The organism is Kribbella qitaiheensis (assembly GCF_042657745.1).
Classification (GTDB): Bacteria; Actinomycetota; Actinomycetes; order Propionibacteriales; family Kribbellaceae; genus Kribbella; species Kribbella qitaiheensis.
The window spans coordinates 173,210-199,029 of the sequence record NZ_JBHSKE010000048.1 but is presented as its reverse complement, the minus strand read 5'-3'; the positions used below and the strand labels follow the sequence as shown (position 1 = coordinate 199,029).

General features: G+C 69.5%; 25 protein-coding genes and 1 tRNA gene. 13 read left to right on the top strand and 13 right to left on the bottom strand.

The window, feature by feature from the left end:
- Window positions 1–4: 4 nt before the first annotated feature.
- Window positions 5–1,468, top strand: coding sequence for a PhoX family protein (locus ACFPJ1_RS29840; RefSeq protein WP_380108930.1), 1,464 nt, complete (start codon window positions 5–7; stop codon window positions 1,466–1,468).
- A 948-nt stretch (window positions 1,469–2,416) separates the two neighbouring features.
- On the opposite strand, the gene rplL is transcribed toward ACFPJ1_RS29840, so the two are convergent.
- The 6 genes from rplL to ACFPJ1_RS29810 all read right to left on the bottom strand — a co-directional run bounded on the left by rplL (window position 2,417) and on the right by ACFPJ1_RS29810 (window position 7,189).
- Window positions 2,417–2,803 (bottom strand): 50S ribosomal protein L7/L12, encoded by a 387-nt coding sequence (gene rplL, locus ACFPJ1_RS29835; RefSeq protein WP_132190595.1) that lies wholly within the window; start codon window positions 2,801–2,803, stop codon window positions 2,417–2,419.
- A 69-nt stretch (window positions 2,804–2,872) separates the two neighbouring features.
- Window positions 2,873–3,496, bottom strand: a complete 624-nt coding sequence (rplJ, locus tag ACFPJ1_RS29830; protein WP_132190594.1) for a 50S ribosomal protein L10 — start codon at window positions 3,494–3,496, stop codon at window positions 2,873–2,875.
- A gap of 270 nt (window positions 3,497–3,766) precedes the next feature.
- Window positions 3,767–4,954: an MFS transporter gene (locus tag ACFPJ1_RS29825; protein ID WP_380108929.1), complete on the bottom strand. Its 1,188-nt coding sequence runs from the start codon at window positions 4,952–4,954 to the stop codon at window positions 3,767–3,769.
- 60 nt (window positions 4,955–5,014) lie between these two features.
- Window positions 5,015–5,419: a RidA family protein gene (locus tag ACFPJ1_RS29820; RefSeq protein ID WP_380108927.1), complete on the bottom strand. Its 405-nt coding sequence runs from the start codon at window positions 5,417–5,419 to the stop codon at window positions 5,015–5,017.
- Between the two features lie 16 nt (window positions 5,420–5,435).
- Window positions 5,436–6,173, bottom strand: coding sequence for an IclR family transcriptional regulator (locus ACFPJ1_RS29815; protein ID WP_380108925.1), 738 nt, complete (start codon window positions 6,171–6,173; stop codon window positions 5,436–5,438).
- Window positions 6,170–7,189 carry a sugar kinase gene (locus ACFPJ1_RS29810; protein ID WP_380108924.1) on the bottom strand — a complete coding sequence of 340 codons (1,020 nt, stop codon included), beginning with the start codon at window positions 7,187–7,189 and terminating at the stop codon, window positions 6,170–6,172. Before ACFPJ1_RS29810 ends, ACFPJ1_RS29815 begins: the two co-directional genes overlap by 4 nt.
- Before the next feature lie 154 nt (window positions 7,190–7,343).
- Between ACFPJ1_RS29810 and ACFPJ1_RS29805 the strand changes: the two genes are divergently transcribed.
- Genes ACFPJ1_RS29805 through ACFPJ1_RS29795 form a run of 3 tightly spaced genes read left to right on the top strand, consistent with a single transcriptional unit; the run spans window position 7,344 to window position 10,906 of the window.
- A complete protein-coding gene (locus ACFPJ1_RS29805; RefSeq protein WP_380108923.1) occupies window positions 7,344–8,663 on the top strand; it encodes a type III PLP-dependent enzyme domain-containing protein in 1,320 nt (439 codons plus the stop codon).
- A 9-nt stretch (window positions 8,664–8,672) separates the two neighbouring features.
- Window positions 8,673–10,280: an N-acyl-D-amino-acid deacylase family protein gene (locus tag ACFPJ1_RS29800; protein WP_380108922.1), complete on the top strand. Its 1,608-nt coding sequence runs from the start codon at window positions 8,673–8,675 to the stop codon at window positions 10,278–10,280.
- A complete protein-coding gene (locus ACFPJ1_RS29795) occupies window positions 10,277–10,906 on the top strand; it encodes a bifunctional 4-hydroxy-2-oxoglutarate aldolase/2-dehydro-3-deoxy-phosphogluconate aldolase (RefSeq protein WP_380108921.1) in 630 nt (209 codons plus the stop codon). The genes ACFPJ1_RS29800 and ACFPJ1_RS29795 overlap by 4 nt, the downstream gene beginning before the upstream one ends.
- Before the next feature lie 43 nt (window positions 10,907–10,949).
- Here ACFPJ1_RS29795 and srmL read toward each other — a convergent pair whose 3' ends face one another.
- On the bottom strand, window positions 10,950–12,068 hold the full coding sequence (gene srmL, locus ACFPJ1_RS29790; protein ID WP_380108919.1) for a PheS-related mystery ligase SrmL: 1,119 nt from the start codon (window positions 12,066–12,068) through the stop codon (window positions 10,950–10,952).
- A 247-nt stretch (window positions 12,069–12,315) separates the two neighbouring features.
- Here srmL and ACFPJ1_RS29785 point away from each other — a divergent pair, with 247 nt between their 5' ends.
- Window positions 12,316–13,347, top strand: coding sequence for an alpha-hydroxy acid oxidase (locus ACFPJ1_RS29785; RefSeq protein WP_380108918.1), 1,032 nt, complete (start codon window positions 12,316–12,318; stop codon window positions 13,345–13,347).
- A gap of 43 nt (window positions 13,348–13,390) precedes the next feature.
- The gene (locus tag ACFPJ1_RS29780; RefSeq protein ID WP_380108917.1) at window positions 13,391–14,290 is read left to right on the top strand and encodes a methionyl-tRNA formyltransferase; all 900 of its coding nucleotides are present in this window, start codon (window positions 13,391–13,393) and stop codon (window positions 14,288–14,290) included.
- Window positions 14,291–14,438: 148 nt separating this feature from the next.
- On the opposite strand, the gene rplA is transcribed toward ACFPJ1_RS29780, so the two are convergent.
- The 5 genes from rplA to ACFPJ1_RS29755 form a co-directional block, all read right to left on the bottom strand.
- A complete protein-coding gene (gene rplA, locus ACFPJ1_RS29775) occupies window positions 14,439–15,161 on the bottom strand; it encodes a 50S ribosomal protein L1 (protein ID WP_380108915.1) in 723 nt (240 codons plus the stop codon).
- 95 nt (window positions 15,162–15,256) lie between these two features.
- Window positions 15,257–15,688, bottom strand: coding sequence for a 50S ribosomal protein L11 (rplK, locus tag ACFPJ1_RS29770; protein WP_132190583.1), 432 nt, complete (start codon window positions 15,686–15,688; stop codon window positions 15,257–15,259).
- Between the two features lie 12 nt (window positions 15,689–15,700).
- Complete coding sequence (nusG, locus tag ACFPJ1_RS29765; RefSeq protein WP_417498491.1) at window positions 15,701–16,567, bottom strand: transcription termination/antitermination protein NusG; 867 nt, start codon at window positions 16,565–16,567, stop codon at window positions 15,701–15,703.
- A 346-nt stretch (window positions 16,568–16,913) separates the two neighbouring features.
- Window positions 16,914–17,156 carry a preprotein translocase subunit SecE gene (secE, locus tag ACFPJ1_RS29760; RefSeq protein ID WP_020388149.1) on the bottom strand — a complete coding sequence of 81 codons (243 nt, stop codon included), beginning with the start codon at window positions 17,154–17,156 and terminating at the stop codon, window positions 16,914–16,916.
- Window positions 17,157–17,211: 55 nt separating this feature from the next.
- Window positions 17,212–17,284 (bottom strand) — tRNA-Trp (locus ACFPJ1_RS29755).
- 339 nt (window positions 17,285–17,623) lie between these two features.
- Here ACFPJ1_RS29755 and ACFPJ1_RS29750 point away from each other — a divergent pair.
- The 3 genes from ACFPJ1_RS29750 to ACFPJ1_RS29740 all read left to right on the top strand — a co-directional run bounded on the left by ACFPJ1_RS29750 (window position 17,624) and on the right by ACFPJ1_RS29740 (window position 21,451).
- On the top strand, window positions 17,624–18,817 hold the full coding sequence (locus tag ACFPJ1_RS29750; RefSeq protein ID WP_380108913.1) for a pyridoxal phosphate-dependent aminotransferase: 1,194 nt from the start codon (window positions 17,624–17,626) through the stop codon (window positions 18,815–18,817).
- Window positions 18,818–18,946: 129 nt separating this feature from the next.
- On the top strand, window positions 18,947–20,002 hold the full coding sequence (locus tag ACFPJ1_RS29745; RefSeq protein ID WP_380108911.1) for an adenosine deaminase: 1,056 nt from the start codon (window positions 18,947–18,949) through the stop codon (window positions 20,000–20,002).
- A gap of 78 nt (window positions 20,003–20,080) precedes the next feature.
- On the top strand, window positions 20,081–21,451 hold the full coding sequence (locus tag ACFPJ1_RS29740) for a TrpB-like pyridoxal phosphate-dependent enzyme (RefSeq protein ID WP_380108909.1): 1,371 nt from the start codon (window positions 20,081–20,083) through the stop codon (window positions 21,449–21,451).
- On the opposite strand, the gene ACFPJ1_RS29735 is transcribed toward ACFPJ1_RS29740, so the two are convergent.
- Window positions 21,448–21,957 (bottom strand): hypothetical protein, encoded by a 510-nt coding sequence (locus tag ACFPJ1_RS29735; RefSeq protein ID WP_380108907.1) that lies wholly within the window; start codon window positions 21,955–21,957, stop codon window positions 21,448–21,450. The two genes, ACFPJ1_RS29740 and ACFPJ1_RS29735, sit on opposite strands and share 4 nt — an antisense overlap.
- A 174-nt stretch (window positions 21,958–22,131) precedes the next feature.
- Between ACFPJ1_RS29735 and ACFPJ1_RS29730 the strand changes: the two genes are divergently transcribed.
- Genes ACFPJ1_RS29730 through ACFPJ1_RS29715 form a run of 4 tightly spaced genes read left to right on the top strand, consistent with a single transcriptional unit; the run spans window position 22,132 to window position 25,672 of the window.
- Window positions 22,132–23,451 carry a hypothetical protein gene (locus tag ACFPJ1_RS29730; RefSeq protein WP_380108905.1) on the top strand — a complete coding sequence of 440 codons (1,320 nt, stop codon included), beginning with the start codon at window positions 22,132–22,134 and terminating at the stop codon, window positions 23,449–23,451.
- 13 nt (window positions 23,452–23,464) lie between these two features.
- Entirely contained in the window at window positions 23,465–24,085 is a 621-nt protein-coding gene (locus tag ACFPJ1_RS29725) for a 2'-5' RNA ligase family protein (RefSeq protein ID WP_380108903.1), read from the top strand.
- 26 nt (window positions 24,086–24,111) lie between these two features.
- Window positions 24,112–25,140, top strand: coding sequence for a hypothetical protein (locus ACFPJ1_RS29720; protein ID WP_380108901.1), 1,029 nt, complete (start codon window positions 24,112–24,114; stop codon window positions 25,138–25,140).
- Between the two features lie 16 nt (window positions 25,141–25,156).
- Window positions 25,157–25,672, top strand: coding sequence for a hypothetical protein (locus tag ACFPJ1_RS29715; protein WP_380108900.1), 516 nt, complete (start codon window positions 25,157–25,159; stop codon window positions 25,670–25,672).
- Window positions 25,673–25,820 lie beyond the last annotated feature (148 nt).

The following is a 25,820-nucleotide window of genomic DNA, read 5'->3' as shown; positions in this document are numbered from 1 at the left end:
ACAGATGAGCATCGAACGTCGAACGTTCCTCAGAGGAAGCGTGGCGGTCGCGGGCGGCCTCGTCGCCGCCGGACCGTTCCAGGGATTCGTGGCCGAGCAGGCGCTGGCGGATCCGAAGGGCGGGGCACCGTTCCGGGCGTTGCGGCCGATCCCGGACAAGCGTGACGGCAAGGTACGGCTGCACCTGCCGGAGGGCTTCTCGTACCGGTCGTTCCACGACACGGAGTTCCCGGTGGTGCTGACCGACGGCACCCGGCTGCCCGGTCGGCACGACGGCATGGGCGCGTTCCGGTCGTCCCGCGGCAACGTGCTGCTGGTCCGCAACCACGAAGTGAACAACCCGGGCACCCCGTTCGGTCCGGGGACGCCGTACGACACTCAGGCACAGAGCGGTACGACGACCGTCGAGGTGACCCGGTACGGCCAAGTGGTCGACGCGTACACGAGCCTGAACGGCACGATGATGAACTGCAGCGGCGGCATCATGCCGTGGGGCAGCTGGGTCACCTGCGAGGAGACGGTGAACGGTCCGGACGTCGGACCGGACTTCACCGGGGTGTCCAACGTGCCGCTGACCAAGCCGCACGGGTTCGTCTTCGAGGTGCCGGCCGGCGGCCAGTCGGACCGGCAGCCGATCACCCAGGCGGGCCGGTTCGCCCACGAGGCGGTCGCGTTCGACCCCGGGGACGGCATCCTCTACCTGACCGAGGACAACTTCGCCTTCCCGTCCGGGTTCTACCGCTATCTCCCGCGCCGGAATCCGATGAAGCGTGGCCGGCTCGAGGACGGCGGCCGGCTGCAGATGCTCGCAGTACGGGGCCGTCCGAACCTGAACCTGGCCGCGGAGCAGCCGAAACGGGCGACGTACGACGTGACCTGGGTCGACATCGACGACCCGGCGCCGCGGTTCCCGTACACGCCTGGCCAGACCGCGCCGACGACCAACGACCAGGCCCTGGTGTACGTCGGTGATCAGGGCCGGGCGCAGGGTGCGGCGTACTTCTCGCGACTGGAGGGTCAGGTCTACGACCGCAACGTCGTGTACTTCTGCTCGACCCAGGGCGGCGGCGCCGCGGAGACCGGACCGGACCCGGTCGGTGGTTATGGCAACGGCTTCGGCCAGATCTGGGCGTATCACACCCGGGCGAAGAAGCTGCAGCTGATCTATCAGTCGCCGAACCGGTCGACGCTGGACTTCCCGGACAACGTGACGACCAGCAAGCGAGGCACGCTGGTGCTCTGCGAGGACAACACCGAGGACAACTACCTGCGCGGTCTGTCCCGCGGCGGGCAGCTCTGGGACATCGCCCTGAACCGGCTCACCGACAGCACCGGCGCGGACCGGTCCGGCGACGAGTTCGCCGGCTCGACGTTCAGCCCGGACGGGCACACCCTGTTCGTCAACATCCAGGCCAGTCGCGGCCTGAGCTTCGCCATCTGGGGCCCCTGGCAACGAATCGGCGTCTGACCCGGCCACTGGTTGGCCGGCGGTCGGTCGGTGGAGCGGGTCACGCGAGCTGTCAGTGATCTCAGCGAGCTGGGCCCGCTCGGCTGAGAGGTCTGGTGACAAGCGCCGGAAAGCTCGCCCACCCACAAGCCCGACGAGCTACCTCGTCCAGAGCCGGCGGGTCCTCGACCCCGGGGCGGCTGGGCTCACCGAACCCCGGCACCTTGTGCACCGCCTGAGTAGATCCGACCGCCCCCGAACACTCACCCGGTGCACAAAGTGCTCCCTCGGACACCCGGCCGGGTCCGGGGCGGCGGAGGGCAAACCGAACCGACACTTAGTACACGGCTGGAGCAGCCCCGGGAGCCCCGGACACTCACCCGGTGCACAAGGTGGGACCTCGGACACCAAACCGGGACCGCGGACACGAAACAACCTGTCCCCAGTCCCCACAAGGTGTCCCCGGTCCCCGCAACCGCACCCACCACCGGCATCTCGCGCCCCAAGAAGGCGACGCCGGTCCCCTGCGAGGTGTCCCAGGTCCCCACAACCGCACCGACTGCCGGTACGTCGGGGCCGTAGGAGGTGTCCTCGGTCCCTACGAGGTGTTCCAGGTCTCCGTGGCGGCACGCCGTCTGCACTGGGCCGGCGAATCGGCCGGGCGCTGGCGGGTTGTGCGGCGGCTGGCGCCTCGTAGGCCGGCAGCCGGCCAACAACCTGCCAGGCCCAGGCCCGAACCAGCCTCCGATTCCTCCGGATCGGCGCGATCACCAGGCACCCTGGCGACAACCCGCTTCGTCGCGGGTCGGTGTGCTCGTGGTGCTGCCTGGCCCTCGTCGCGACGCCGGCGGACGTGAGACGGCCGGACGTGAGACGGCCGGACGTGAGACGGCCGGACGTGACGAAGGGCGGTCCCTTGGCGGGACCGCCCTTCGCGGTACTACTGGGTGTGCGGCTGGGCCGCACGGGTCACTTCAGGGTGACGGTGGCGCCGGCGCCCTCGAGGGCCTCCTTGGCCTTCTCCGCGGCAGCCTTGTCGACCTTCTCCAGGATGGCCTTCGGCGCACTCTCGACGAGGTCCTTGGCCTCCTTCAGGCCGAGGCTGGTGAGGCCGCGCACCTCCTTGATGACCTGGATCTTCTTGTCGCCGGCCGCCTCGAGGACGACGTCGAACTCGTCCTGCTCGACGGTCTCCTCGGCGGCGCCGCCACCGGCGGCCGGGGCCGCGGCAACTGCGACGGGAGCGGCGGCGGTCACGCCGAACTCCTCCTCGAACGCCTTCACGAACTCAGAGAGCTCGAGCAGGGTGAGGTCCTTGAACTGGCCGAGCAGCTCTTCGGTGCTGAGCTTCGCCATTTTGGCGGTCCTTCCGATAAGTGTGTTGCTAGGTGATTACTGACTGGGGTCCTGCGTGATTCGAACGGGTCAGCTGTCGGCTGACGCGGTCTCCTCGGTGCTCGCCTCGGCAGGTGCGTCGGCCGGTGCGTCCTGCACGGCCTCCGCAGCCGGAGCCTCGTCCGCCACGGGGGCGTCGCCGGCCGGCAGCTTGTCCTGCAGCGCCGCGAACAGGCGCGCGGCCTGCGACAGCGGAGCAGCGAACAGCGACACCGCTTGCTGCGGGGCCGCCTTCATCGCACCTGCGAGCTTCGAGAGGAGAACCTCACGCGACTCCAGGTCAGCGAGCTTGTTGATCTCGTCGGAGCTGAGTGCCTTGCCGTCCAGCACACCGCCCTTGATGACGAGAAGGGGATTGGCCTTGGCGAAGTCACGCAGCCCCTTGGCCGCGACCACCGGGTCGCCCTTGATGAAGGCGATGGCCGACGGACCCTGCAGCAGCGAGTCGAACGACTCCACTCCCGCGTCCTTGGCCGCGATCTGGGTCAGCGTGTTCTTCACCACGGCGTAGTTCACGTCGTCACCGAGCGTAGTGCGCAACTGCCGCAACTGCGCCACAGTGAGTCCGCGGTACTCGGTCAGCACGGCGCCGTTAGAGCTCTTGAAGTTCTCCGTGAGCTCTGCGACGGCGGCTGCCTTGTCCGGCCTCGCCATGGGTCTCCTTCCGCCCTGCAATCACAGGGTTGGGCTTCGTTGCCGCACCGGCCAGGACCCGCAGAATCGAAAACGCCCCTGCGCAGGCGCAAGGGCGTGAAGAAAACTACTCTCACTTACTTGTCACCTACGCGGGCCGCCCACGAACTTGTGGGACCTTCAGTTGCTCCGGGAGCAACGACCAGCGGTCTTCGGCAGCCTCAAGAGTAACCGGCCGTGACGCCGCCACCAAATCGGTTACCGGGTCTGCTACTGCGAACGCCCGGAAAGCTACTTCGGAGCCTGGGGACGCGGCGGGATCCAGCGGCTCATGGCGAAGGCCGCGGCCCAACCCGTGAGCCCCATGAACAGTACAGCCGGGGCCAGACTGGACAGAGCCGTCACCGCCGCGATGAGGAACGGGCCGGCGCCGTTGCCGGTGTCGGCGAAGAGGCGGAAGGCGCCGAGGAACTGCGCCCTGCCGACCGGCGGTGACGCGTCCGCGCCGAGCGTCATGATCACCCCGGCGCCGAGCCCGTTGCCGATTCCCATCAGCAACGCGACCGCGGTCAACGCCCCACCCGAGTGCGTCAACGGCAACAACAGGTGCGCGAGACCCAGCACGAGCATGGACGGTACGGCGGCCCACTTGCGGCCGAACCGGTCCATCACGGAGCCCGCCGGATAGAAGAGCAGCATGTCGACCGCGCCGGAGATCCCGAAGATCAGGCTCGTCGTCTGCGGATCCAGCCCGATGTGCTCGGCCCACAGCGGGATCACCACCTGCCGCGACGCCCGGACGGCGCCAACCAGGAGCGCGCCGATTCCCAGCGTCCGCAGTACGGGAAGGTGTTCCTGGATGACGGCGCGGGTGGACTGCATGACCATCGGGCGAGCAGCGCGACTCCGGCGTACGGACTCGATGTCGGGGAGGCTGAGCAGCACCACGCAGGCGAGGGCCGCGGCGACGAGGTGGACCCAGTAGGCGCCGTCGGTGCCGAGGAACTTCATCGCGAAGGCACCCAGGAACGGCCCGATGAACGAGCCGATCCGCTGGACGCCACCGAGCGTGGACAGCGCCCGCGCCCGCATTTCCAGGGGTACGGCCTCGCTGAGGTAGGCCTGCCGGGCGAGACCCCAGACAGCGCCGGCCAGCCCGGTCGCGCCGATCGCGACGGCAAGACCCCAGACGGTCGGGACCACCAGGCAGGCGACCAGGGCGACGGAGACGAGGCCGGTGGCGAGCAGCATCGCGCGGCGCTCGCCGATCCTTGTGGTCAGCGCGCCGGCCGGGATGTCGCCGATCACCTGGCCGACGCCGGCCGCGGCGACGACGAGACTGGCGCCCGCGAACGAGGCGCCCAGGTCGCGGGCGGACAGAGCGACAACGGGAGCGATCGCTCCCTGGCCGATGCCGTACAGCAGCGCGGGCAGATAGACCGAGGGAGCGATCTTCCAGAGACTGACGGGGTCTGCCATCCTGCCTATCGTCCCATCCTCAACTAGATGATGAGACGGCATTCCCGCGGGTCGGATGGGTCAGGACAGGACCGCGAGGGCGTCGATCTCGACCAGCATGGGCTCGAGCGGGAGGCCGGTGAAGACAGTGGTCCGCGACGGCAGCACGCCGCTCGGAGTACGGGTGCCGACGAACTCGGCGTACGCGTCGTTCATCGGGACGAAGTTGTCGCGGGTGGTCAGGTAGACGCGCAGCATCACGACGTCGTCGAAGGTGGCGCCACCGGCCTTCAGGATCGCCTCGATGTTCTGCAGCACCCGGGTGGTCTGCGCCTTCACGTCACCCTCGAAGACGAACTGGCCGCTCTCCGGGTCGACCGAGCCCTGGCCGGACACCTGCAGGATGTTGCCCTTGCGGACTCCCTGGGAGAACACCGGCATCGGCGCGGGGGCGTCGGTGGTGGAGATGACGGTCTTGTCGGACATACGAGGTTCCTCTCGATCAGTTGGTGTAGTCGGCGCCGATGGCGGCCGAGGTGGCGAGCAGGTCGGGCAGCAGCTCGAGCACCTGTTCATAGTTGAGCAGGACGTCGGGGACCGAGACGGACACGGCTCCCACCACCCGGCCGGAGCGGTCGGCGATCGGCGCGCCGATGCAGTTGATGAAGGACTCGTGCTCGGCCCGGTCGTGGGCCCAGCCCTGCGCCCGGACCCGGTCCAGCTCGTCGCGCAGTTCGTCCGGGCCGGAGATCGTGTTCGGCGTGTACTGGTGGTAGTCGATGCTGGTCAGCAGAGCCTCGCGCTGCCGCTTCGGCTGAGCGGCCAGCAGGACCTTGCCGACCGCGGTGCAGTGCAGCGCCGCCGGGACGCCGATCTGGGAGTACATCCGGACCGACTGCACGCTGTCGAGCTTGTCGATGTAGATGACCTGCCCGTTCTCGTACGCCGCCAGGTGCACGGTCTGCCCGGTCTTCTGATTGAGCTGCCGCAGGTGCGGCGCGGCCACAGCCCGTACGACGTGTTGCTCGCGGGCCGCATCCGCCAAAGAGAACAGCCGAGAACCCAACTGGTACCGGTGTGACCCGTCACGGCGGACGAAGCGCTCGGCCTCCATCGTGCGCAGCAGACGCAGCACTGTCGTCTTGTGCACGTCCAACTCTGTGGCGAGCTGGTCGAGCGAGCGGTCGCCCTCCCCGAGGCTCGCCAGGATCTGCAGTGCTCTGGCCAGGCTCTGACTCACACCGCACCTCCCACCAGGGCCGATGACCTGATGCCGCCCGGACCGACCTGCGTCCCGGCCCAGTCTTCATCCGAGCAGACGAGCAGCGCCTGCCGGGCAGCGAGCGGAGGCGGAGCCGCGTGGTCCTCACGAACGGCCAGCACCGCAGCAGCGCTCAGGTGCCCCAGCCGCAACCGCTGCTCCATCGGCATGGCGTGCAAGGTCCCGGCCAGGAACCCGGCGGCGAAAGCATCCCCGGCACCCACTGGCTCTACCACCTCGACAGTAAGCGCCGGAACCTCCGTACGTCGACCGTCCGGCTCCAACGCGAGGGCAACATGCTCATCCGACTTCACCACGATCGTCGACCGAGGCCCGAGCAGTTCGCGCAGCTTCGCGGGATCACCGGTCCCGGCGAACACCATCGCCTCGTCCGCCCCGATCAGTACGACGTCGGCCGCGCGTAGCAGCCGCCACAACGGAGCCGGATCGGCGTCGCGCCACAACGCGGGACGCCAGTTCAGGTCGACACTCAAGGTGAAGCCGAGGGTGTCCCTCAAGGCAGTCAGCCGATCGAGCATCTCGGCCGCCGTGGTCGAGATGGCCGCGGTGATCCCGGTGGTGTGCACGAGCTCGGCACCGACCAGGCGGTTCCGCACTGCCGGCCGATCGAGGAAGGCCGCATCCATGGCCGACGCGGCGGAGCCGGAGCGGTAGTAGTGCATCCGGCTCCGCCCGGCGACGGCGTCTTTCACGTAAAGCCCGGTCGGCCGGACCGGATCGTCCTCGACGGCACCGACTTCCACACCACGGACCTGCAGGTCGCGCAGTACGTGGCGGCCGAAACCGTCGGCGCCGACACGCGAGATCCAGCCGGTCGGGATGTCCAGCGCTGCCAGCCCACCCGCGACGTTGCACTCAGCGCCCCCGACGGAACGGCGGAACGTCTCGACATCCTCCAGCGCGGCACCGGTCTCGCCGGCGAGCATGATCATCGCCTCACCGAGGCAGACCGCACGCGGCACCAGGTCGACCATCGGGTGTCCTTTCACCGCTGCGTTGACGGGAGTTCTGGCGCGATGCTACAACCGAGGCGTCAGACTGCGCAACGACTGTTGCGTCATATGCAATCGGCGTAGGTTGGGCCCAGACTTGGCCCTGACAAACCGATATCGATCAGCAGAGGACGTCATGTCAGCTTCGTACGATGCCGCCGCCGTCGCCGCTCTAGCGGACCAGCCGATCAGCTGGCAGGACAAGGCGTTGCCGCCGTCATTCTGGGGCCGGACCGTTGCCGAGGTGCTGGCCGACAAGCCGCGCCTGTCCAACCTGCCGACTCCCCTGCTCACGCTGTCCGCGCCCGGCCTGCAGCACAACGTCGCCACCCTGGCCCGCTGGTGCGCCGAGCACGGCGTCGACCTCGCTCCGCACGGCAAGACCACGATGGCCCCGGCGCTCTGGGCGGCGCAGCTCGAGGCCGGTTCCTGGGCGATCACGCTGGCGAACGCGTTCCAGCTCGGAGTCGCCCGGGAGTACGGAGTGAGCCGGGTGATGATCGCCAACTCGGTGGTCTCCCCGCTGCAGTTGCGGTGGATCGCGGACGAGCTCGCGGCCGACCCGGACTTCGAGGTGATGGTCTGGGCCGACTCGGTCCGCACGGTCGAACTGCTGGACGCCGCTCGCGCCGCCCACGTCGGCCCCGACGCCCGGCGGCTCGACGTACTGGTCGAGGTCGGTGGGACCGGTGGCCGGACCGGTGTGCGCGATGTCGAGACCGGAGTCGCGGTGGGCAACGCGATCGCCGACTCGCGGACCCTGCGACTCGCCGGAGTCGCCGGCTACGAAGGGGCGATCGCCCGCGGGGCCGACGAGGCCGGGCTCGAGCACGTCCGCTCTTACCTCCGCGACCTCGCCGCGGTCCACACCTGCCTCCAGGAGCAGGACCGGTACGACGCTGACGTAGTACCGGTGGTCAGCGCCGGCGGCAGCGCGTACTTCGAGCAGGTGGCCGAGGTGCTCGCACCGCTCGGCAAGAACGGGGCGCGGGTGCTGCTGCGGTCCGGCGCCTACATCGCGCACGACGACGGGTACTACCGGAAGGTGTCGCCGCTCGGGTCGGTACCGCGTACCGACGGCGAACGGCTGATTCCCGCCATGCACGGCTGGATCCGGATCACCTCACAACCCGAACCAGGGCTGGCGATCTTCGATGCCGGCAAGCGCGACCTACCCTTCGACGAGGGCATGCCCGAGCCGCAGGTACTGCGGCCGCGGACCGCTGGGGACTCCGCCCGCGCGGTCGAAGGGATGACGGTGACCAAGCTGAACGACCAGCACGGGTTTCTCCGCTTCTCCGCCGAAGGCGAACCGCCGCTGGTGATCGGGGACGAGCTCCGGGTCGGCTTGTCGCACCCGTGCACGGCCTTCGACAAGTGGGGACTGATCCCGGTCATCGACGACCCGGATGCCGACGACCCGGTCGTGGTCGACCTGGTCCGCACCTTCTTCTGAGGGCCGGAGATGACCGATCTGCTGATCACCGGCGCGACCGTGGTCGACGGCACCGGCGCGCCGGGGGTGCGGGCCGACGTCGCCGTCGACGCCGGCCGGATCGTGGCCATCGGCAACGATCTGCCGGCGGCCGGGTGGACCATCCCGGCCGACGGCCTGGTGCTCTCGCCGGGCTTCATCGACATGCACGCCCACTCGGACCTGCAGATCCTGGCGAACCCGGACCACCTGGCGAAGGTCAGCCAGGGTGTCACGCTGGAGGTGCTCGGCCAGGACGGCCTGTCGTTCGCGCCGATCGACGACGCCACCCGTTCCGCCGTACGGCGCCAGATCGCCGGGTGGAACGGGGAGCCGGACGACTTCGACTTCTCCTGGTCCAGTGTCGCCGGGTACCTCGACCGGCTGGATCAGGGGATCGCCTGCAACGCGGCGTACCTGGTCCCGCAGGGCACGTTACGGATGATGGTGGTCGGCACCGCCAACCGCCCGGCCACCAGCGCCGAGCTCGCGGAGATGAAGCGGCTGCTCGCCGAGGGCCTCGAGCAAGGGGCTGTCGGGATGAGCAGCGGGCTGACCTACACCCCCGGGATGTTCGCCGATACCGCCGAACTGATCGAGCTGTGCCGAGTGGTCACGGAGTACGGCGGCTACTACAGCCCGCACCAGCGGTCCTACGGAAAGGGCGCGCTGGAGGCATACGCAGAGATGGTCGACGTGGCGCGAGCGTCTGGCTGCGCGCTCCACCTCACCCACGCGACGATGAACTTCGAGCCGAACAAGGGCCGCGGGGCCGACCTGCTGGCGATGCTCGACGAGGCGCTGGCCGACGGCGTCGACATCACCACCGACTCCTACCCTTACTTGCCCGGGGCAACCACCCTGGCGGCGATCCTGCCGAGCTGGACCGCGGAGGGCGGCCCGGACGCGCTGTTGACGAGGCTCGCCGACCCGGCTGATCGCGAGCGGATCACCTACGAGCTGGAGCAGGTCGGCACTGACGGCAGCCACGGCTGCGTGACGGACTGGAACACCATCGAGATCAGTGGTGTGCGGAACCAGACGCTGAGCGGCGCGGTCGGCAACACCGTCGCGGCGATCGCGGCCGGCATCGGCAAACCCCCGTCCTGGGTGTTCTTCGACCTGCTGATCCGGGACAACCTGGCGACCACGATCCTGCAGCACATCGGCCACGAGGCGAACGTGCAGGCGATCATGAAGCACCCGACCCACACCGGTGGTTCGGACGCGATCCTGGTCGGCGGCAAACCGCACCCCCGGGCCTGGGGCACCTTCCCCCGCTACCTCGCGCACTACGTCCGCGAGCTGGGCGTGCTCGAGCTCGAGGACTGCGTGCACCACCTGACCGGCCGTCCCGCTAGCCGCCTCCGGCTGGCCGATCGCGGGCTGGTCCGCGAGGGGTATCACGCTGACCTGGTGCTGTTCGATCCGGCGGCCGTGCGGGACACCGCGACCTTCGACAACCCCCGGCAGCAGGCCGAAGGGATTCCCTGGGTCCTGGTCGGTGGTGTCCCCGTGATCGCCGACGGCCGGCGTACCGACGCACTGCCCGGGCGCGCGATCCGCCGTGCCGCAACCAACCGAGGAGAGAGTGCATGACCACCCTGGACCTGCTCCGCAGCGACCGCGTGCTGAGCGTCGTACGGGCGCCGGCGATCGACGACGCGCGGGACCTGTGCTCGGCGCTCGTTGCCGGCGGCATCCATGTGATCGAGCTGACCTTCACCACGCCGGACCTGCCGCGGCACCTGGAGCGGGCCGCGTCCGGTGATACCGGAGCCGTGGTGGGCGCCGGCACCGTGCAGACCGCGGAGCAGGCTCGCGCCGCTGTCGACGCGGGAGCGCAGTTCCTGGTCACGCCCGGGCAGGGTCCCGAGGCGGCGGCGATCGCGGCGGCCGCGCACGACGCGGGGATCCCGATCGTGCTCGGCGCGTTCACCCCGTCGGAGGTGATGACCGCGGTCGCGCTCGGCTCCGACGCGGTGAAGATCTTCCCGGCGCACCACCTGGGGCCGAAGTATCTGAAGGATCTCGGTGGGCCGTTCCCCGGCGTACCGCTGGTCCCGTCCGGCGGTGTGAACGCCGGCAACGCCCGTCAGTTCCTCGACGCCGGCGCGCTGGCGGTGAGTGCCGGGACCGACGTGGTGTCACCGGCCGACGTGGAAGCCGGCCGCTGGGCCGACATCACCGCGAAGGCGTCCACCTTCTGCGCAGCGTTGCGCTGATCCCTCCGGGGCTGGTGTTCGCCACCAGCCCCGGAAGTACTTGCTACCCGATCAGTTCGAGCACCGGACCCTCGTGCAAGGCCGAGTAGACCCGGTCGCGGAGGTGGTTGGCCTCGGCGTCGGTGAGCGTGCGGTCCAGCGGCCTGAGGATCAACCTGACCAGGACGTTGCGTTGCCCCGGCTCGAGCTGCAACCGGGTCCGCGCCGCCTCCGGCAGGTCGTCGTACGACGTCTCGCCGCGGACCTCGACAGATTCCGCGGCGTCCGCTTCGGGGCCGAGGGCGTTGCGGACGCGGTCGCCGAGCGCCTCGGCCGAGGTGTCGACGTCCGGCCCGACCACCACCGACAGGTCACGCCGTACGGCGGGCATCGCCGAGACCGGCCTGTACGGCTGCAGGTCGAGCATCTGCTCGGCCACCCGGGGATCCGTTGACCGGAGCAACCGGATGTCCCGGATCCCCTTGCGCAGCATGAGCAACCGGTCCAGGCCGGGCCCCATCGCCAGGCCGGTCCAGCTCTCGTCGAGCCCGGCCTTGCGCAGTACGTCGGGCGCCGCGACTCCGCACTCGCCGATCTCGATCCACTGGTCGTCGAGCAGCACGTCGATCTGCCGGCCGTGGGTCGTGTACGGGTGGACCGCCGGCACTGTCCGGTAGGTCTGCCCGGGCAGGACGGTGGCCACCAGCCGGGCGATCATCTCCTCCAGCTCGGACTCCCCGAGCGTCACGTTGCGGCTGATCCGCCACAGATCCAGCTGGTGCGGCGTACCGGTGTGCTGCCAGTCGACGGAGTCGCGCCGGTAGCAGATCCCCGCGCACACCATCAGCACGTCGGTCGAGTCGGACGCGGCGAGCTCGCGCAGCGCGGGCGGGATCATCGCCGACGTATGGCTGCGCAGTACCTCGCCTTCGGAGGCATAGCGCGTGTACCGCGCCTCGCGGGTGACCGCCCCGGCGGCGTACCCGAGGTTGTCGTAGTTGTCGGCGAGGGAGACGACCGGATGATCTCGCCGGGTCCAGATCTCGGTGTACGGCCACGCGTGGCCCAGCGCGGTACGGAGCTGGTCGACGATCAGCTGGATCGCATGCGGTCCCTGGGCCGGGTCGGCGAGGTCGCGGAGGGCAAGGGTGTTGTTCAGTTCTTCAGCGGTGAGGACGGACATCGTAATTCTCTCCAAGGGAGCAGCGGGTTCGAGGGGGACAGACACCCCGACCGGCCGCGGTCACCTCAGGAGAGAGCGCAGCAGCAGCTCACCCCGTCGGCACCGCTGTGCCGGCCGGGGCGGAGAAATCGCCGCTCGTACTGCTTCACGGGACCAACTTTACCTGGCTGGGCAACCTTTTTCCTGGCTTGGCCACCTTCCGGCACGCGCCTTCCGGCAGCGCCTTCCGGATGCGAGGATCAGGCTCATGCGATGGATCGACAGCCTGGAAGAGGCGGCCGCCGAGAAGCTGCCGGAGCCCCTGCACCGGTACTTCCGGCAGGGTTCCGCCGGTGGGATCAGCGTGGGCGAGGCCGTCGCGGCCTGGAGCTCGTACCGTTTCCGCCCTCGCGTGCTGACCGACGTGTCGACCGTGGACATCTCGACCACAGTGCTCGGTACGCCGGTCGACCTGCCGGTGCTGGTCGCTCCGACCACGATGCAGCGGCAGGCGGACCCCGACGGCGAGGCGGCCATGTCGGCGGGCGTCGCCGCGGCGAACTCGGTCCTCGGCGTCTCCAGCAACGCCGGTACGACGTTCGCCGACATCGGCGCGGCCGGTGCTGCCTGGTGGCTGCAGATCTACGTGGTGAAGAACCGCGAGGTGACCGTGCGGATGCTGGACGCGGCGGTCGCCGCTGGGGCACGGGCCGTCATGCTCACGGCTGACACTCCGGTGGTCGGGCGCAAGGAGGACGACGGGCCGACCGTCTGGGAGGTGATCCAGTCGGGCCACCTGCTGGCGAACCTGGTCGCGAACGACTACACCGCCGACGACCTGGCGAAGGCGGACGACCTGACCCCGGACGTGATCGGCTGGCTGGGCGAGCGCACCGGACTCCCGGTCCTGGTCAAGGGCATACTGCGGGGCGACGACGCCAAGCGATGCGTCGACGCGGGTGCGGCCGGCGTGATCGTGTCGAACCACGGTGGTCGCCAGCTCGACGGCTCGATCTCGACCGCGCGGGCTCTGCCCGAGGTCGCGGAGGCCCTCGCCGGGACCGGTGCCGAGGTCTACGTCGACGGCGGGATCCGGCGCGGGGAGCACGTCCTCGCGGCGCTGGCCCTCGGCGCCCGCGCGGTCTTCGTCGGCCGACCCGCGCTCTGGGCCCTGAGCGTCGGCGGCTCCGCGGGCGTCACCCGCCTGCTCGGAGAACTCGGTGCCGAGTTCGAGCACGCCCTCCGCCTGTCCGGTTGCAGGAGCATCTCGGACCTGACCCCGGATCTCGTTGCCCGCTGAGATGCCTCGATCCGATCGCCGCCCGGGCTCCGTACCGGGGGACGTGAACAATCGACCCCTGCGCATCGTCAGCCTGAACGCGTTCCTGCCCGGCTACCGCCTGGTCGCCGACTGGGCGGCCCGGCATGGCCACGAGATCATCCTCGTCGTCACCCTGCCGCCGAGTGCCGGCGACCGGTACGGCGGGTCGGCGAACCCGCTCGTCGTCCAACTGCCGGAGACCCAGAGCGTGCTCGTCACCGGGAAGCTCCGCGGCATCGCTGCCCCGGTGATCGACTCTCTGCACCCCGACCTGGTCATCTCGGCCGCCTTCCCCCGGCTGATCCCGCCAGAGATCCTCGACGTGCCCAAGTTCGGCGCGATCAACTGCCATCCGTCGCCGCTACCCGCCGGGCGTGGACCGAACCCGGCCCGGCTGATCTACGAGGGCGACGACCGGGTCGCGGCCAGCGTGCACCGGACCGCGGCCGGCTTCGACACCGGCAACATCCTGGCGCAGCGCTCCCGGCTGCTCCCGGAGGATCTCAACGGGCCTGCCCTCCTGAACGCATGGGGGGAACTGCTGAGGGAGTGTCTCGAAGCTGCCGTCCCCCGCGCGGTCGCCGGTGAACCCGGCGCCTGGCAGGACCCGGCCGAGGCGACCGAGGCTCCGTTCTTCACTCCCGAGGAATACCTCCTCGACCTGACCGAACCTGCCGACGTCATCCGCCGCAAGACCGCCGCACTGAACATCACCTCGCCGCGGGCCCTGGCGCGAATCCCCGGCATCGGCCAGCGGACTGTGATCGCCACGTACGCCGTACCGTCGCCGCGGGTCGATCCTCGGACCGAGGCGCGGGGCCCGGTGGAGGCCGATCCGGGCAGCGTTCTCCAGACACACGCCGACGGCTGGACCGTGCAGACGGCGGATCGGCCGCTGCGACTCCATTGCGGAGGCGCCTGATCCGGGCTCGGTCGTAACCTCGATCACAGGTGCGGCTAGAGAATAGCCGCGCTGTTGCGATGGGCGCGCGGGTATCACCAGACACAGCGAAGGGCCCCGGTCCGGGGCCCTTCGTTTGTCTTGCGGGGTACCACGAGACCGGCGAGGCTCAGGCCTCGGGGTTCTCCTCGAGCAGGTTGCGAGTGGCGTTCGGGTCGACCTGGACGCCCGGACCCATCGTCGTCGAGAAGACGGTCTTCTTGATGTAGCGGCCCTTCGAACTGGAGGGCTTCAGCCGGAGAATCTCCTCCAGCGCGGCGCTGTAGTTCTCCACCAGCTGGGTCTCGTCGAAGGAGACCTTGCCGATGATGAAGTGCAGGTTCGCGTGCCGGTCGACCCGGAACTCGATCTTGCCGCCCTTGATGTCGGTGACAGCCTTCGTCACGTCCGGGGTGACCGTACCGGTCTTCGGGTTCGGCATCAGACCACGCGGGCCGAGCACACGGCCCAGCCGGCCGACCTTGCCCATCATGTCGGGGGTGGCGACGACGGCGTCGAAGTCGAGCCAGCCGTCGGTCACCTTCTTGATCAGGTCGTCGTCACCGACGAAGTCGGCGCCGGCGGCCTTGGCGGCCTCGGCCTTCTCACCGGTGGCGAAGACGAGGACCCGTGCCGTCTTGCCGGTGCCGTGCGGAAGGTTGACGGTGCCGCGCACCATCTGGTCGGCCTTGCGGGGGTCGACCCCGAGGCGCATCGCGACATCGATGGTGGAGTTGAACTTCTTACCGGTCGCGCCCTGCTTGGCGAACTTGATCGCCTCGAGCGGGGTGTACAGGTGGTCGAAGTCGATCTTCTCCGCGATGGCGCGGTAGCTCTTGCTGCGCTGAGTCATGAGTGTTCCTCTCTGGGATGTGGTGTCACGGGCGGCGCTTCGCCCTGCCACAACTGCTGTTCCGTACTACCTGTCCAACGGCCGGGCCGCGGGACTTATTTCTCGACGACGACACCCATCGAGCGGGCGGTGCCCTCGATGATCTTCATCGCGGCGTCGATGTCGCGCGCGTTCAGGTCCGGCATCTTGGTGGTGGCGATCTCGCGGACCTGGTCCTTGGTGATCTTGCCGACCTTGTCCTTCTGCGGGACGGCCGAACCCTTCTGCAGGCCCGCGGCCTTCTTGATCATCTCCGGCGCCGGCGGCGTCTTGGTGATGAAGGTGAAGGAGCGGTCTTCGTAGATGGTGATCTCGACCGGCACGACGTTTCCGCGCATGGACTCCGTCTGGGCGTTGTACGCCTTGCAGAACTCCATGATGTTGACGCCGTGCGGACCGAGCGCGGTACCGACCGGCGGGGCCGGCGTCGCGGCACCGGCCTGGAGCTGCACCTTCACGAGGGCAGCGATCTTCTTCTTGGGAGGCATTCTCTCGGGTCCTTAGACTTTCTGGATCTGGCTGAAGCTGAGTTCCACCGGGGTCTCCCGGCCGAAGATCTCCACCAGCGCCTTGATCCGCTGGGCGTCGGCATTGATCTCCGTGATCGTGGCGTGCAGGGTCGCGAACGGCCCGTCGACCACCATGACCGAGTCGCCCACACCGAAGTCGGCGACCTCGACCTTCTTCTTGGCCGCGGTCTTGGTGGGTGCGGCACCGGTCTCGGCAGCCGCCGCCTCGGCCGCCGCCACGACGGCCGGAGCGAGCATCTTCTCGACCTCTTCGAGGCTGAGCGGGACGGGCTTCTGGCTGTTCCCGACGAAGCCGGTCACCGACGGCGTGTGCCGCACGGTCGACCAGGACTCGTCCGTCAGGTCCATCCGGACCAGCACGTAGCCGGGGAGCACGGTGCGCTTGACCATCCGGCGCTGCCCGTTCTTGATCTCGGCGACCTCTTCGGTCGGCACGACGATCTCGAAGATGTAGTCCTCCATGTTCAGGGAGTTGATCCGGTTCTCCAGGTTGCCCTTGACCCGGTTCTCCATCCCTGAGTACGTGTGCACCACGTACCAGTCGCCGATCTGGGAGCGCAGCGTGCTGCGCAGTTCCTCCAGCGGGTCGCCCGGCTCCTCCGGCTCGACCTCCTCGGCGACCACTTCTTCGACCTCGGCCTCGGTCACGTCGGCGACGGCCTCGGGAGCCTCGTCGCTGGCGTAGACGACCTCGTCGGGCTCGGTCTCGGGCTCGGTGGTGTCGTCCGGCGCGGTCTCGGCGGTCTCGGCGGCCAGCTCGTCCGTGGCGTCCTCGATGTCCGCCTCGGTCACCACCTCGTCGTCCTCGGCGGCGTTGGCGGCCGCGACGACCACCACCGGCTCGTCGTCGGAGTCGTCGGAGTCCGCCGGGCCGTCCTCGGCCTCGTCGTCGGCGGAGTACTCGCTGTCCGCGGCGACCGGCACGTCGTCATCGTCCTCGTCGACGGAGGCCTCTACGTCGAGCTCCACGAACGGGTCGGCGTCGTCGGCCTTGAACAGGTCGTCGTCGTCATCGTCGTCCGAGTCGAAGTCGAGATCGTCGTCGGAGTCAGCGGATACGTCGAACTCGTCCTCCACGTCGAGGACCTCGTCGTCGCGCTGGTCGGACACGTTGTACTCCGTCATCTGTGCATCGGGGTGGTGGAACCGGTGAGCTCGGGCTGGTGGTTCGGGGCGGCCGGGATCAGCCGAAGATCTTGAACATCGCCCAGCCGAAGGCGAGGTCGAGCACCGACACGATCGCGATGACGAACACCACGAAGGTCAGGACGACCACGAAGTAGGTGGAAAGCTGCTTGCGGGTCGGCCAGACGACCTTGCGGAGCTCGGCGACCACCTGGCGGTAGAAGCGCAGCAGGCGGTTGCCCGACTTGCTCTCCGCAGGCTTGCCGGCGCCGGACGGTGCCGGGGTGCGCGTCTCCGTCACGACCTACCTCTTTCGCTAGCAGCGGCCTGGCCGGCCCTTCGCCGGTCAGGATTTGCAGGGCACGAGGGACTTGAACCCCCAACCTTCGGTTTTGGAGACCGATGCTCTGCCAGTTGAGCTAGTGCCCTCTGCAAAGTTCCGAACGCCGCTGGACCTGATCTCGGGCATGCCGAGTCAGGGCCATCTACGCCCGGACTAGAAGAGTGTACGGGGTCGGGGCCACCTGGTCGAACTGAGCCCCAGGCCGCTCCGGCTCCCCGCCACGGCGCCAAACTCCCGTGCACTTCCGGCCGGACGTCGTACTGCGGGCAGAACCATACCGTCTCCACGCAGCACCCAACGCCAGGGGGCTCGCGACAGTTCCGATCAGGCCCGGGGCACCACCTTGCGGCGGGCGGAGAGGCACGGACGGTCAGCAGGTGATACCCAGATGTCAGGGCCAGGGCGGCAGTGCCAGGATGGGAGCCATGGTCTCCCGCATCTCCGCACGTATCGGTGCAATCAGTGAATCGGCCACCCTCGCTGTCGACGCGAAGGCGAAGGCCCTCAAGGCGGCCGGCCGCCCGGTGATCGGCTTCGGCGCCGGCGAACCGGACTTCCCGACGCCTGACTACATCGTCGAGGCCGCCGTGGTGGCCGCCCGCGATCCGAAGAACCACCGCTACAGCCCGGCCGGCGGGTTGCCCGAGCTGAAGCAGGCGATCGTCGACAAGACGAAGCGGGATTCCGGATACGAGATCGAGGCCGCGCAGGTCCTGGTGACCAACGGCGGCAAGCACGCCGTCTACAACACGTTCGCGACGCTGCTCGACCCGGGCGACGAGGTGCTGCTGCCGGCGCCGTACTGGACCACCTACCCGGAGACGATCCAGCTGGCCGGCGGCGTGCCGGTCGAGGTGCTGGCGGACGAGAGCCAGAACTACCTGGTCACCGTCGAGCAGCTCGAGGCGGCCCGGACCGAGAAGACGAAGGCGCTGCTGTTCTGCTCGCCGTCGAACCCGACCGGCGCGGTGGATTCCCCGGAGGCGGTCGAGGCGATCGGCCGCTGGGCGCTGGAGCACGACCTCTGGGTGATCACCGACGAGATCTACGAGCACCTCACCTACGGCGACACCAGGTCCACCTCGATGCCGGTCGCCGTACCGGAGCTCGCGGACCGGACCGTGGTGCTGAACGGGGTCGCCAAGACGTACGCGATGACCGGCTGGCGGGTCGGCTGGATGATCGGTCCGAAGGACGTCATCAAGGCCGCGACGAACCTGCAGTCGCACCAGACCTCGAACGTCTGCAACGTCGCCCAGCGGGCCGCGATCGCCGCGCTGACCGGCGACCTGAGCGCCGTCGACGAGATGAAGGTCGCCTTCGACCGGCGCCGCAAGACGATGGTGCAGATGCTGAACGAGATCCCCGGCGTCGAGTGCCCGGAGCCGACCGGGGCGTTCTACGCGTACCCGTCGGTCAAGGGTGTGCTCGGCCGGGAGATCAACGGCCGGACCCCCACCACGTCCGCCGAGCTCGCCTCGATCATCCTCGACGACGCCGAGGTCGCGGTCGTCCCGGGCGAGGCGTTCGGGGCCCCGGGGTACCTGCGTCTTTCGTACGCGCTAGGCGACGCCGACCTCACCGAAGGCGTCTCCCGCATCGCCAAGCTCCTGAGCTGACCACCACCTGATCACCCCGGGCGGACGCGGCAGAACTCCTGCCGCGTCCGCCCGGCCACTTTCCCGCCGCGGCCGTCAGGTGAGCGGGCCGGTTTCGTGGGTCGGGCTATGTCTCGGTAACCTTCTGTGATGACGGATCGGGACCTGCGGCTGCTGCCGAAGACCCACCTGCACCTGCACTTCTCCGGCTCGATGCGGCACCTGACGCTGGTCGAGCTGGCCGACAAGCACGGCGTCCGGCTGCCCGACGCCCTCCGCACCGACTGGCCGCCGGAGCTTTCCGCGGCCGACGAGCGCGGCTGGTTCCGGTTCCAGCGCCTCTACGACATCGCTCGTTCCGTACTGCGGACCGAGGACGACGTGCGCCGGCTGGTCCGCGAGGCCGCCGAGGACGACCGGGCCGACGGGTCCCGCTGGCTGGAGATCCAGGTCGACCCCTCCGGCTACGCGAACCGCTTCCACGGGATCACCGACTTCACCGATCTGGTGCTGGATGCCGCCCGTGACGCGGCCGCCGCCACCGGCATCGCAGTACAGGTGGTCATCGCGGCGAACCGGACCAGGCACCCGCTCGACGCGCGCACCCTCGCCCGCCTCGCGGCGCAGTACGTCGGACGTGGTGTCGTCGGGTTCGGGTTGTCCAACGACGAGCGGCGCGGGACCACGTCGGAGTTCGCCCCGGCTTTCCGGATCGCGCGGAACGCCGGGCTGCTGGCGACTCCGCACGGTGGCGAGCTGTGCGGGCCGGCGACGGTGCGGACGTGCCTCGACGAGCTCGGAGCGGGGCGGATCGGCCACGGCGTGCGATCGGTCGAGGACCCGGACCTGTTGAAGCGCCTGGTCGACGCCCAGGTCGCCCTGGAGGTCTGCCCGGCATCCAATGTCTCGCTCGGCGTCTACCCGCGTGCGGAAGACGTCCCGCTGCGGCAGCTGTACGAGGCGGGCGCTCGGATCGCCCTGGGAGCGGACGACCCGCTGCTGTTCGGTTCCCGCCTCGCCGAGCAGTACGAGACCGCCCGCAGCGTGCACGGCTTCACCGATGCCGAGCTTGCGGATCTGGCGCGCGGGTCGGTGCTCGCGTCCACCGCACCGGCCGAAGTACAGAAGCTCCTCCTGACCGACATCGACACCTGGCTCGGCGTTACCCAGCCCGCACACTCGCCCGCACCAGAGCCCGCGTACTAGCCGCCGGCCGGACCCACCCCACCCGATCGCACGGGGCGGGGATTGCGCGGGGTCTGGGGGCGGCCTTACTTTGCGGAGATGATGCCGACCAAGATCCTGCTGCCTGAGGAAGAGCTGCCGACTCGCTGGTACAACGTGCTGCACGATCTGCCGACACCACCGCCGGCGGTGCTCCATCCGGGCACCGGGCAGCCGGTGGGGCCGGACGACCTGGCGCCGCTGTTCCCGATGGACCTGATCCTGCAGGAGGTTTCGCAGGACCAGTACGTCGACATCCCTGGTGAGGTGCTCGACGTGTACCGGTTGTGGCGTCCGAGCCCGCTCTACCGGGCACACCGGCTGGAGAAGGCGCTCGATACGCCGGCCCGGATCTACTACAAGTACGAAGGTGTCTCCCCGGCCGGCTCGCACAAGCCGAACACCGCGGTCCCGCAGGCCTACTACAACGCGAAGGCCGGGATCCGGAAGCTGACCACCGAGACCGGCGCGGGCCAGTGGGGAACCGCCCTGGCGTTCGCGTGCGCGCAGTACGGGCTGGAGTGCGAGGTCTGGCAGGTGCGGGCGTCGTACGACCAGAAGCCGTACCGGCGGACGATGATGGAGGTCTTCGGGGCGACCGTGCACCCGAGCCCGTCCGAGCTCACCGAGTCCGGCCGCAAGATCCTGGCCGAGGACCCAGACTCCACCGGCTCGCTGGGCATCGCGATCAGCGAGGCGGTCGAGATGGCCTTGCAGGACCCGACCATCCACTACGCGCTCGGCAGCGTGCTGAACCACGTCCTGCTGCACCAGACGATCATCGGCGAGGAAGCCCTGATCCAGCTCTCGATGGTCGGCGAGACCCCGGACCTGCTGGTCGGCTGCACCGGCGGTGGCTCGAACTTCGGCGGCCTGGCGTTCCCGTTCCTGCGGGAGAAATGGGCCGGGCGGATGGCGCCGGTGGTGCGCGCGGTGGAGCCCGAGGCCTGCCCGTCGCTGACCCAGGGCACCTACGCCTACGACTTCGGCGACACCATCGGGATGACGCCGCTGATGAAGATGCACACCCTCGGGCACGACTTCGTCCCGGACCCGATCCACGCCGGCGGCCTGCGGTACCACGGGATGAGCCCGCTGATCAGCCACCTCTACGAGACCGGCGAGATCGAGGCGATCGCCAAGGCGCAGTCCGAGTGCTTCGCCGCGGGCGTGCTGTTCGCCCGGGCCGAGGGCATCGTGCCGGCGCCGGAGCCGACCCACGCGCTGGCCGCCACGATCGAGGAAGCCCAGCGGTGCAAGGAGTCCGGCGAGGAGAAGGTCATCCTGACTGCCCTGTGCGGACACGGTCACCTGGACCTGGCCGCGTACGACGCGTACCTGTCCGGCGCGATGACCGACCGAGCCTGGGACGACGCCGAACTCCAGGCATCCGTGGCCAAGGCGCTCGAGCGGCTACCAGCCGTCGGCTAGCGCCCGCGCTTCCACCAGGGCTTGGGCTGCTTGGGGATCGCCTGGAGCCACGCCTCCGGGATGGCCCAGCCCTTGGTGGAGATGCGATCGAAGTACTCCGCCTTGAGGCTGTCCGGGAGCCAGTAGGTGGCTCGGTCGTGGTGCACCACCTCGAAGTACGTGGTGCGCCTGCCCTTGCTCCAGACGGAGGCCGAGGCGGAGCAGTAGGCGAGCCGAGTGAAGTCCCAGCGGCTCTGCTCGTCCCCGACGTCATAGGAGCGCTCGGCCGCGGTCAGCAGGCGCCGCGCCGGCTCCCGGTCGGCGGCGATCTCGTCGATCAGCCCCTGCACCACCGCACGGTCGTCGGTCATCTCGTTCGGCAGCACCAGGCCGCGCGGGTCGATCACCGTGTCGCTCAGCCGCGGCAGCGCGACCTCGAGGAACATTTCCAGCAGCGCGAACCCTTCCTCGGCCCGGCCGAAGCTCCGGAGCTCCGCACGCAACGTAGTGATCGCCTCTTCAGCCACACCGCACACCCTAGGGGGTGACCCCATAGCGCACCGAGTGGTGGCGTGGGGAGACCTTCTTGCGGGGCAGGGATCCGGGCCATCGCGGGGCATCTCGGGGCATCGTGGGGCAAGTCGTCCACAGGGGCCTTTTCGGCCGTCGCGGAGCGTGTTCGGCCCCCTACAGTGGCGGCCATGTCAGAGTCCAACGGGTTGTTGCGGGCGGCGCGGGAGCGGACCCCGTCGCGCCGCGCACCAGGTGAACACATGTCCCGCGCGGAGCTGGCGGAGGCCGTCTGCACCTGGTTGTGGGAGACCACCGATACGCAGTACGACCTGGACGGGCACTACATCGCCAAGCTCGAACGCGGTGCGGTGCGCTGGCCGGGCGCGGCGTACCGGTCCGGGCTGCGGTACGTCCTGAGCGTTGCCACCGACAACGAGATCGGCTTCGCCCCGCCGCCGGGCGCGGCCGGTCAGCTCGATCTCGACCTGACCAGTTGCTCGACGATCGGGCTCGAGGACGACGTGGTCGACGCGGGCGACGAGTCGGTCGCGCTGCTGGCGCTGGCGGAGGAGTCGAACGTCGGCGACCTCACCGTCGAGCAACTGCACGCGGACATCCGCCGGATCGCGCAGAACTACCTCAAGGTGCCCACCAAGCCGCTCTTCCTGCGCTGCCGGGCGATCCGCGACCGCGCGTTCCGGCTGCTCGCCGGGCGGCAGCCACCGAGCCAGACGCGCGACCTGTACGCCGCGGCCGGCTGGGCGCTCACGCTGCTCGGCTGGATGTCGGTGGACCTCGGCCGGCCGGACATCGCCGAGAGCCACACCCGGACCGCCTGGGCCTGCGCCGAGGCAGCCGGCAACGACGAGCTCCGCGCCTGGGTTCGCGCCACCCAGCACACGGCCGCCTTCTGGCAGGACGACTTCACCCGCGCCGCGCGGTATGCCGAGGACGGACTCCAGTACGCCGCGGGCACGTCCGCGCTGTTCCTCGCGAGCGTGGCAGCAGTGGACCTGGCGCGATGCGGCCGCATCGACGACGCCCGAGACGCCCTGCACAACGCGAAGCACACCAGGATCAGGCCGGGCCTGACCGAGCTCGGCGGACCCTTCCTCTGTACTCCGGAACGCGCCGAGGGGATCTGGTCCGACGCCCACCTGGCACTCGGCGAAGCGCAGTACACGCTCGCCCATGCCGACCTGGGGGTCGCGCTGTTCGAGGCGGCTCCGCATGCCCTGCGCAACTACGGGTCCGAGCGGATGGTCCGCCTGCAGCAGGTGAAGGCGCGCCTCGAACTCGGCGAGCTGGACGGCGCGCTGGAGGCACTCGGCGCCGTGCTCGCCACCCCCACGGAGTACCGCGTCCGGCCGTTGATCCATCGGATTAGCGAGGTCGCGGCGATCACCAGGACCGAGCGGTACGCCGAAGAACCGAAGGCCCGCGCGATGCACGAAGGCATCCGCGAGTTCACCCGCCGCCCCGCGACCACGCGCGGCCGGCTCGACTGACGGGAGCCCCGAGATGTTCGACGAAGTCCGCGACCACTGGTACCTGCGTCCCGGCTGGCGCGAGGACCGCTCCTTCTATACGTGGCACCTGACCTTCGCCGGCGACTGCGCCGTCGCGCGGCTGTTCTCGGCGTACGAGCCGGTGATTGCGACGATGCCCGGGATCGCGCCGGTACCGCTCGAGTGGTTGCACCTGACCCTGCAGGGTGTCGGCTTCGCGGACCGGGTGGAGCCGGGCGAGCTGCGGGCGATCACCGAGGCCGCCGAGAGCCGGCTGGAGCGCTTCTCGCCCTTCGACGTGACGATCGGCCCGGCCGTGGTCGACCCGGAGACCGTGCAACTGCCCGTCACCCCGGCCGAACCGCTCCAACGCCTCCGCAACACGATCCGCGCCGCCATCGCCGATGTCTGGGGCCCCGACGCCGTCCCCGAACTCCCTGCCCTCAACCCCCACATCACCCTCGGCTACTTCACCACCCCAGCCCCCGCCGCACCCCTACTCGCCCACCTGGCCGCGGCCCCCGCCCACACGGCCACGACCACCCTCGCGTCCGTCTCCCTCATCACCCTCACCCGCTCCCCCCACCTCTACCACTGGACCCCCGTCATCACCCTCCAGCTGCCAACCCGCTGACCACCCCCCATCGAAAGGTCGCTGCCGTGGACGAGGTGCCCCTCACCATCGACGCCCTCCGAGCCACCGCCCTGATACTCCTGGCCAACCGGCTCCCCCACGGTTGGCGGGTCGCGCCGACAGAGCCGGTGATCGTCACTGCGCCGGACGGACTGTCCGGCCGCCTACTCCTGTCGATCCACCCCGAAGAGGTCACCGCCCAGGACGTCTCCCGGCTTCGCAAGCAGCCGCAGACGCCGGGCTGTCCGACCGTGATCGTCACCGGGCGGCTGACCGCGCCGGTGCGCCGGCGCCTGACGGAAGCGGGTCTCGGCTACGCAGATGCCACCGGCAACGTGCTGCTGAATCTGACGCACCCCGACCTGTTCATCTCCGACCGCGGCACCGACCGTGATCCCTGGCAAAGCTCGAGCTCACCCGGAACGCTGCAGGGAGCCCCCGCAGCCGCCGTCATCAGAGCGCTGCTCGACTACAACGGCCTCTGGACAACCCGCGATCTCGTCTCGATCACGAAGATCCCCACCCCGCAGGTCCACCGAATCGTCGACCTGCTCGAGGCTGAAGATCTCGTGGCACGCCATTCACCCGGCGCCATCGCAGTACCGGACTGGGCACCGCTGCTCCGTCGCTGGACCGACGACCTCGGCTTCATCCGCAACAGCCGCCTGACCCGCTGGAATGCACCCCGCGGCCTGGAACCGCTGCTGACCCGGATCCACACCGTGGGAGTCCCCCATGCGGTCACCGGCCCACTCGCCGCTGCTCACTGGGCCGACGGCACCGCCTCGCGCTCCGCGATGATCTACACCCCGGACGCAAACGCCGCCGCCGAAGCCTGGAACCTCAGCCCCGCAGGCCCCCACGCCAACGTCCTCCTCGCCGAGCCGGCAACCGACATCGTCTTCACCCGAGCCCGAACCCGCCCTACCAACCTCCGCACCGCAGCTCCGGCCCAGATCGCCGCAGACCTCCTGACCGGCCCCCTGAGCACCCAACGCCAAGCCAAACACTTCCTCCGCTGGCTGCACCTCAACAACAAATCCTGGCGCCTCTGAACGAGTCACTCTCCCCATGCCCCTGCACGTCTTCGTCGACGAGAACAAGTCCCGAGGCCTCCTGATGGCGGCCGCCGCATGCTCTGCTACCGATGTCAGAGCCAACCGCCAACTGATCTCGGGACTGCTGATGCCGCGTCAGCGCCGCCTCCACTTCCAGAAGGAGTCACCAGCCCGCCAGCGCAAGATCCTGTCCGTGATCGACGAACTCGACCTCACGGTCAAGCTCTACGCCACGGCGAAAGCCGATGCAGCAGGTCGGAAGTTCTGCTTGACGGCAATCGTCGAGGATGCCGCCGAGACGACTGAGCGGCTGGTGATCGAGCGGGACGAGTCCACGCTGGAGTTCGACGCTCGGGTGCTCTTCCAGGCCGTTCGGCGGTACGGCTGTGCCGACAGCTTGCAGTACGAGCTGCTCGCGCCGCATCTGGATCCTCTGCTGTGGATCCCGGATGCAGTGGTCTGGGCCTGGGCGAAGGGCGGTGAGTGGCGTCAGGCGGTCGCGTCGTACTGCTGCCTCAGGCGGCTTTGAACGCGCAAAACCCGGCTCACCAACCGTCCGGATGGCTGCCGGGTTCACTTCCCGCAAGCTATTGCCTGGGGCATCAAGAAGCATACCCCAGACCGTGGACGGGGAGCCATCGCCGTCGGCCACGATCACGGGTGGGGTGTACGGGTGC

Coding starts and splice junctions, on each gene's coding strand:
- ACFPJ1_RS29840 (WP_380108930.1), top strand. CDS start 5: ATGAGCATCGAACGTCGAACGTTCCTCAGAGGAAGCGTGGCGGTCGCG.
- rplL (WP_132190595.1), bottom strand. CDS start 2,803: ATGGCGAAGCTCAGCACCGAAGAGCTGCTCGGCCAGTTCAAGGACCTC.
- rplJ (WP_132190594.1), bottom strand. CDS start 3,496: ATGGCGAGGCCGGACAAGGCAGCCGCCGTCGCAGAGCTCACGGAGAAC.
- ACFPJ1_RS29825 (WP_380108929.1), bottom strand. CDS start 4,954: ATGGCAGACCCCGTCAGTCTCTGGAAGATCGCTCCCTCGGTCTATCTG.
- ACFPJ1_RS29820 (WP_380108927.1), bottom strand. CDS start 5,419: ATGTCCGACAAGACCGTCATCTCCACCACCGACGCCCCCGCGCCGATG.
- ACFPJ1_RS29810 (WP_380108924.1), bottom strand. CDS start 7,189: ATGGTCGACCTGGTGCCGCGTGCGGTCTGCCTCGGTGAGGCGATGATC.
- ACFPJ1_RS29805 (WP_380108923.1), top strand. CDS start 7,344: ATGTCAGCTTCGTACGATGCCGCCGCCGTCGCCGCTCTAGCGGACCAG.
- ACFPJ1_RS29800 (WP_380108922.1), top strand. CDS start 8,673: ATGACCGATCTGCTGATCACCGGCGCGACCGTGGTCGACGGCACCGGC.
- ACFPJ1_RS29795 (WP_380108921.1), top strand. CDS start 10,277: ATGACCACCCTGGACCTGCTCCGCAGCGACCGCGTGCTGAGCGTCGTA.
- srmL (WP_380108919.1), bottom strand. CDS start 12,068: ATGTCCGTCCTCACCGCTGAAGAACTGAACAACACCCTTGCCCTCCGC.
- ACFPJ1_RS29785 (WP_380108918.1), top strand. CDS start 12,316: ATGCGATGGATCGACAGCCTGGAAGAGGCGGCCGCCGAGAAGCTGCCG.
- rplA (WP_380108915.1), bottom strand. CDS start 15,161: ATGACTCAGCGCAGCAAGAGCTACCGCGCCATCGCGGAGAAGATCGAC.
- rplK (WP_132190583.1), bottom strand. CDS start 15,688: ATGCCTCCCAAGAAGAAGATCGCTGCCCTCGTGAAGGTGCAGCTCCAG.
- ACFPJ1_RS29750 (WP_380108913.1), top strand. CDS start 17,624: ATGGTCTCCCGCATCTCCGCACGTATCGGTGCAATCAGTGAATCGGCC.
- ACFPJ1_RS29745 (WP_380108911.1), top strand. CDS start 18,947: ATGACGGATCGGGACCTGCGGCTGCTGCCGAAGACCCACCTGCACCTG.
- ACFPJ1_RS29740 (WP_380108909.1), top strand. CDS start 20,081: ATGATGCCGACCAAGATCCTGCTGCCTGAGGAAGAGCTGCCGACTCGC.
- ACFPJ1_RS29730 (WP_380108905.1), top strand. CDS start 22,132: ATGTCAGAGTCCAACGGGTTGTTGCGGGCGGCGCGGGAGCGGACCCCG.
- ACFPJ1_RS29725 (WP_380108903.1), top strand. CDS start 23,465: ATGTTCGACGAAGTCCGCGACCACTGGTACCTGCGTCCCGGCTGGCGC.
- ACFPJ1_RS29715 (WP_380108900.1), top strand. CDS start 25,157: ATGCCCCTGCACGTCTTCGTCGACGAGAACAAGTCCCGAGGCCTCCTG.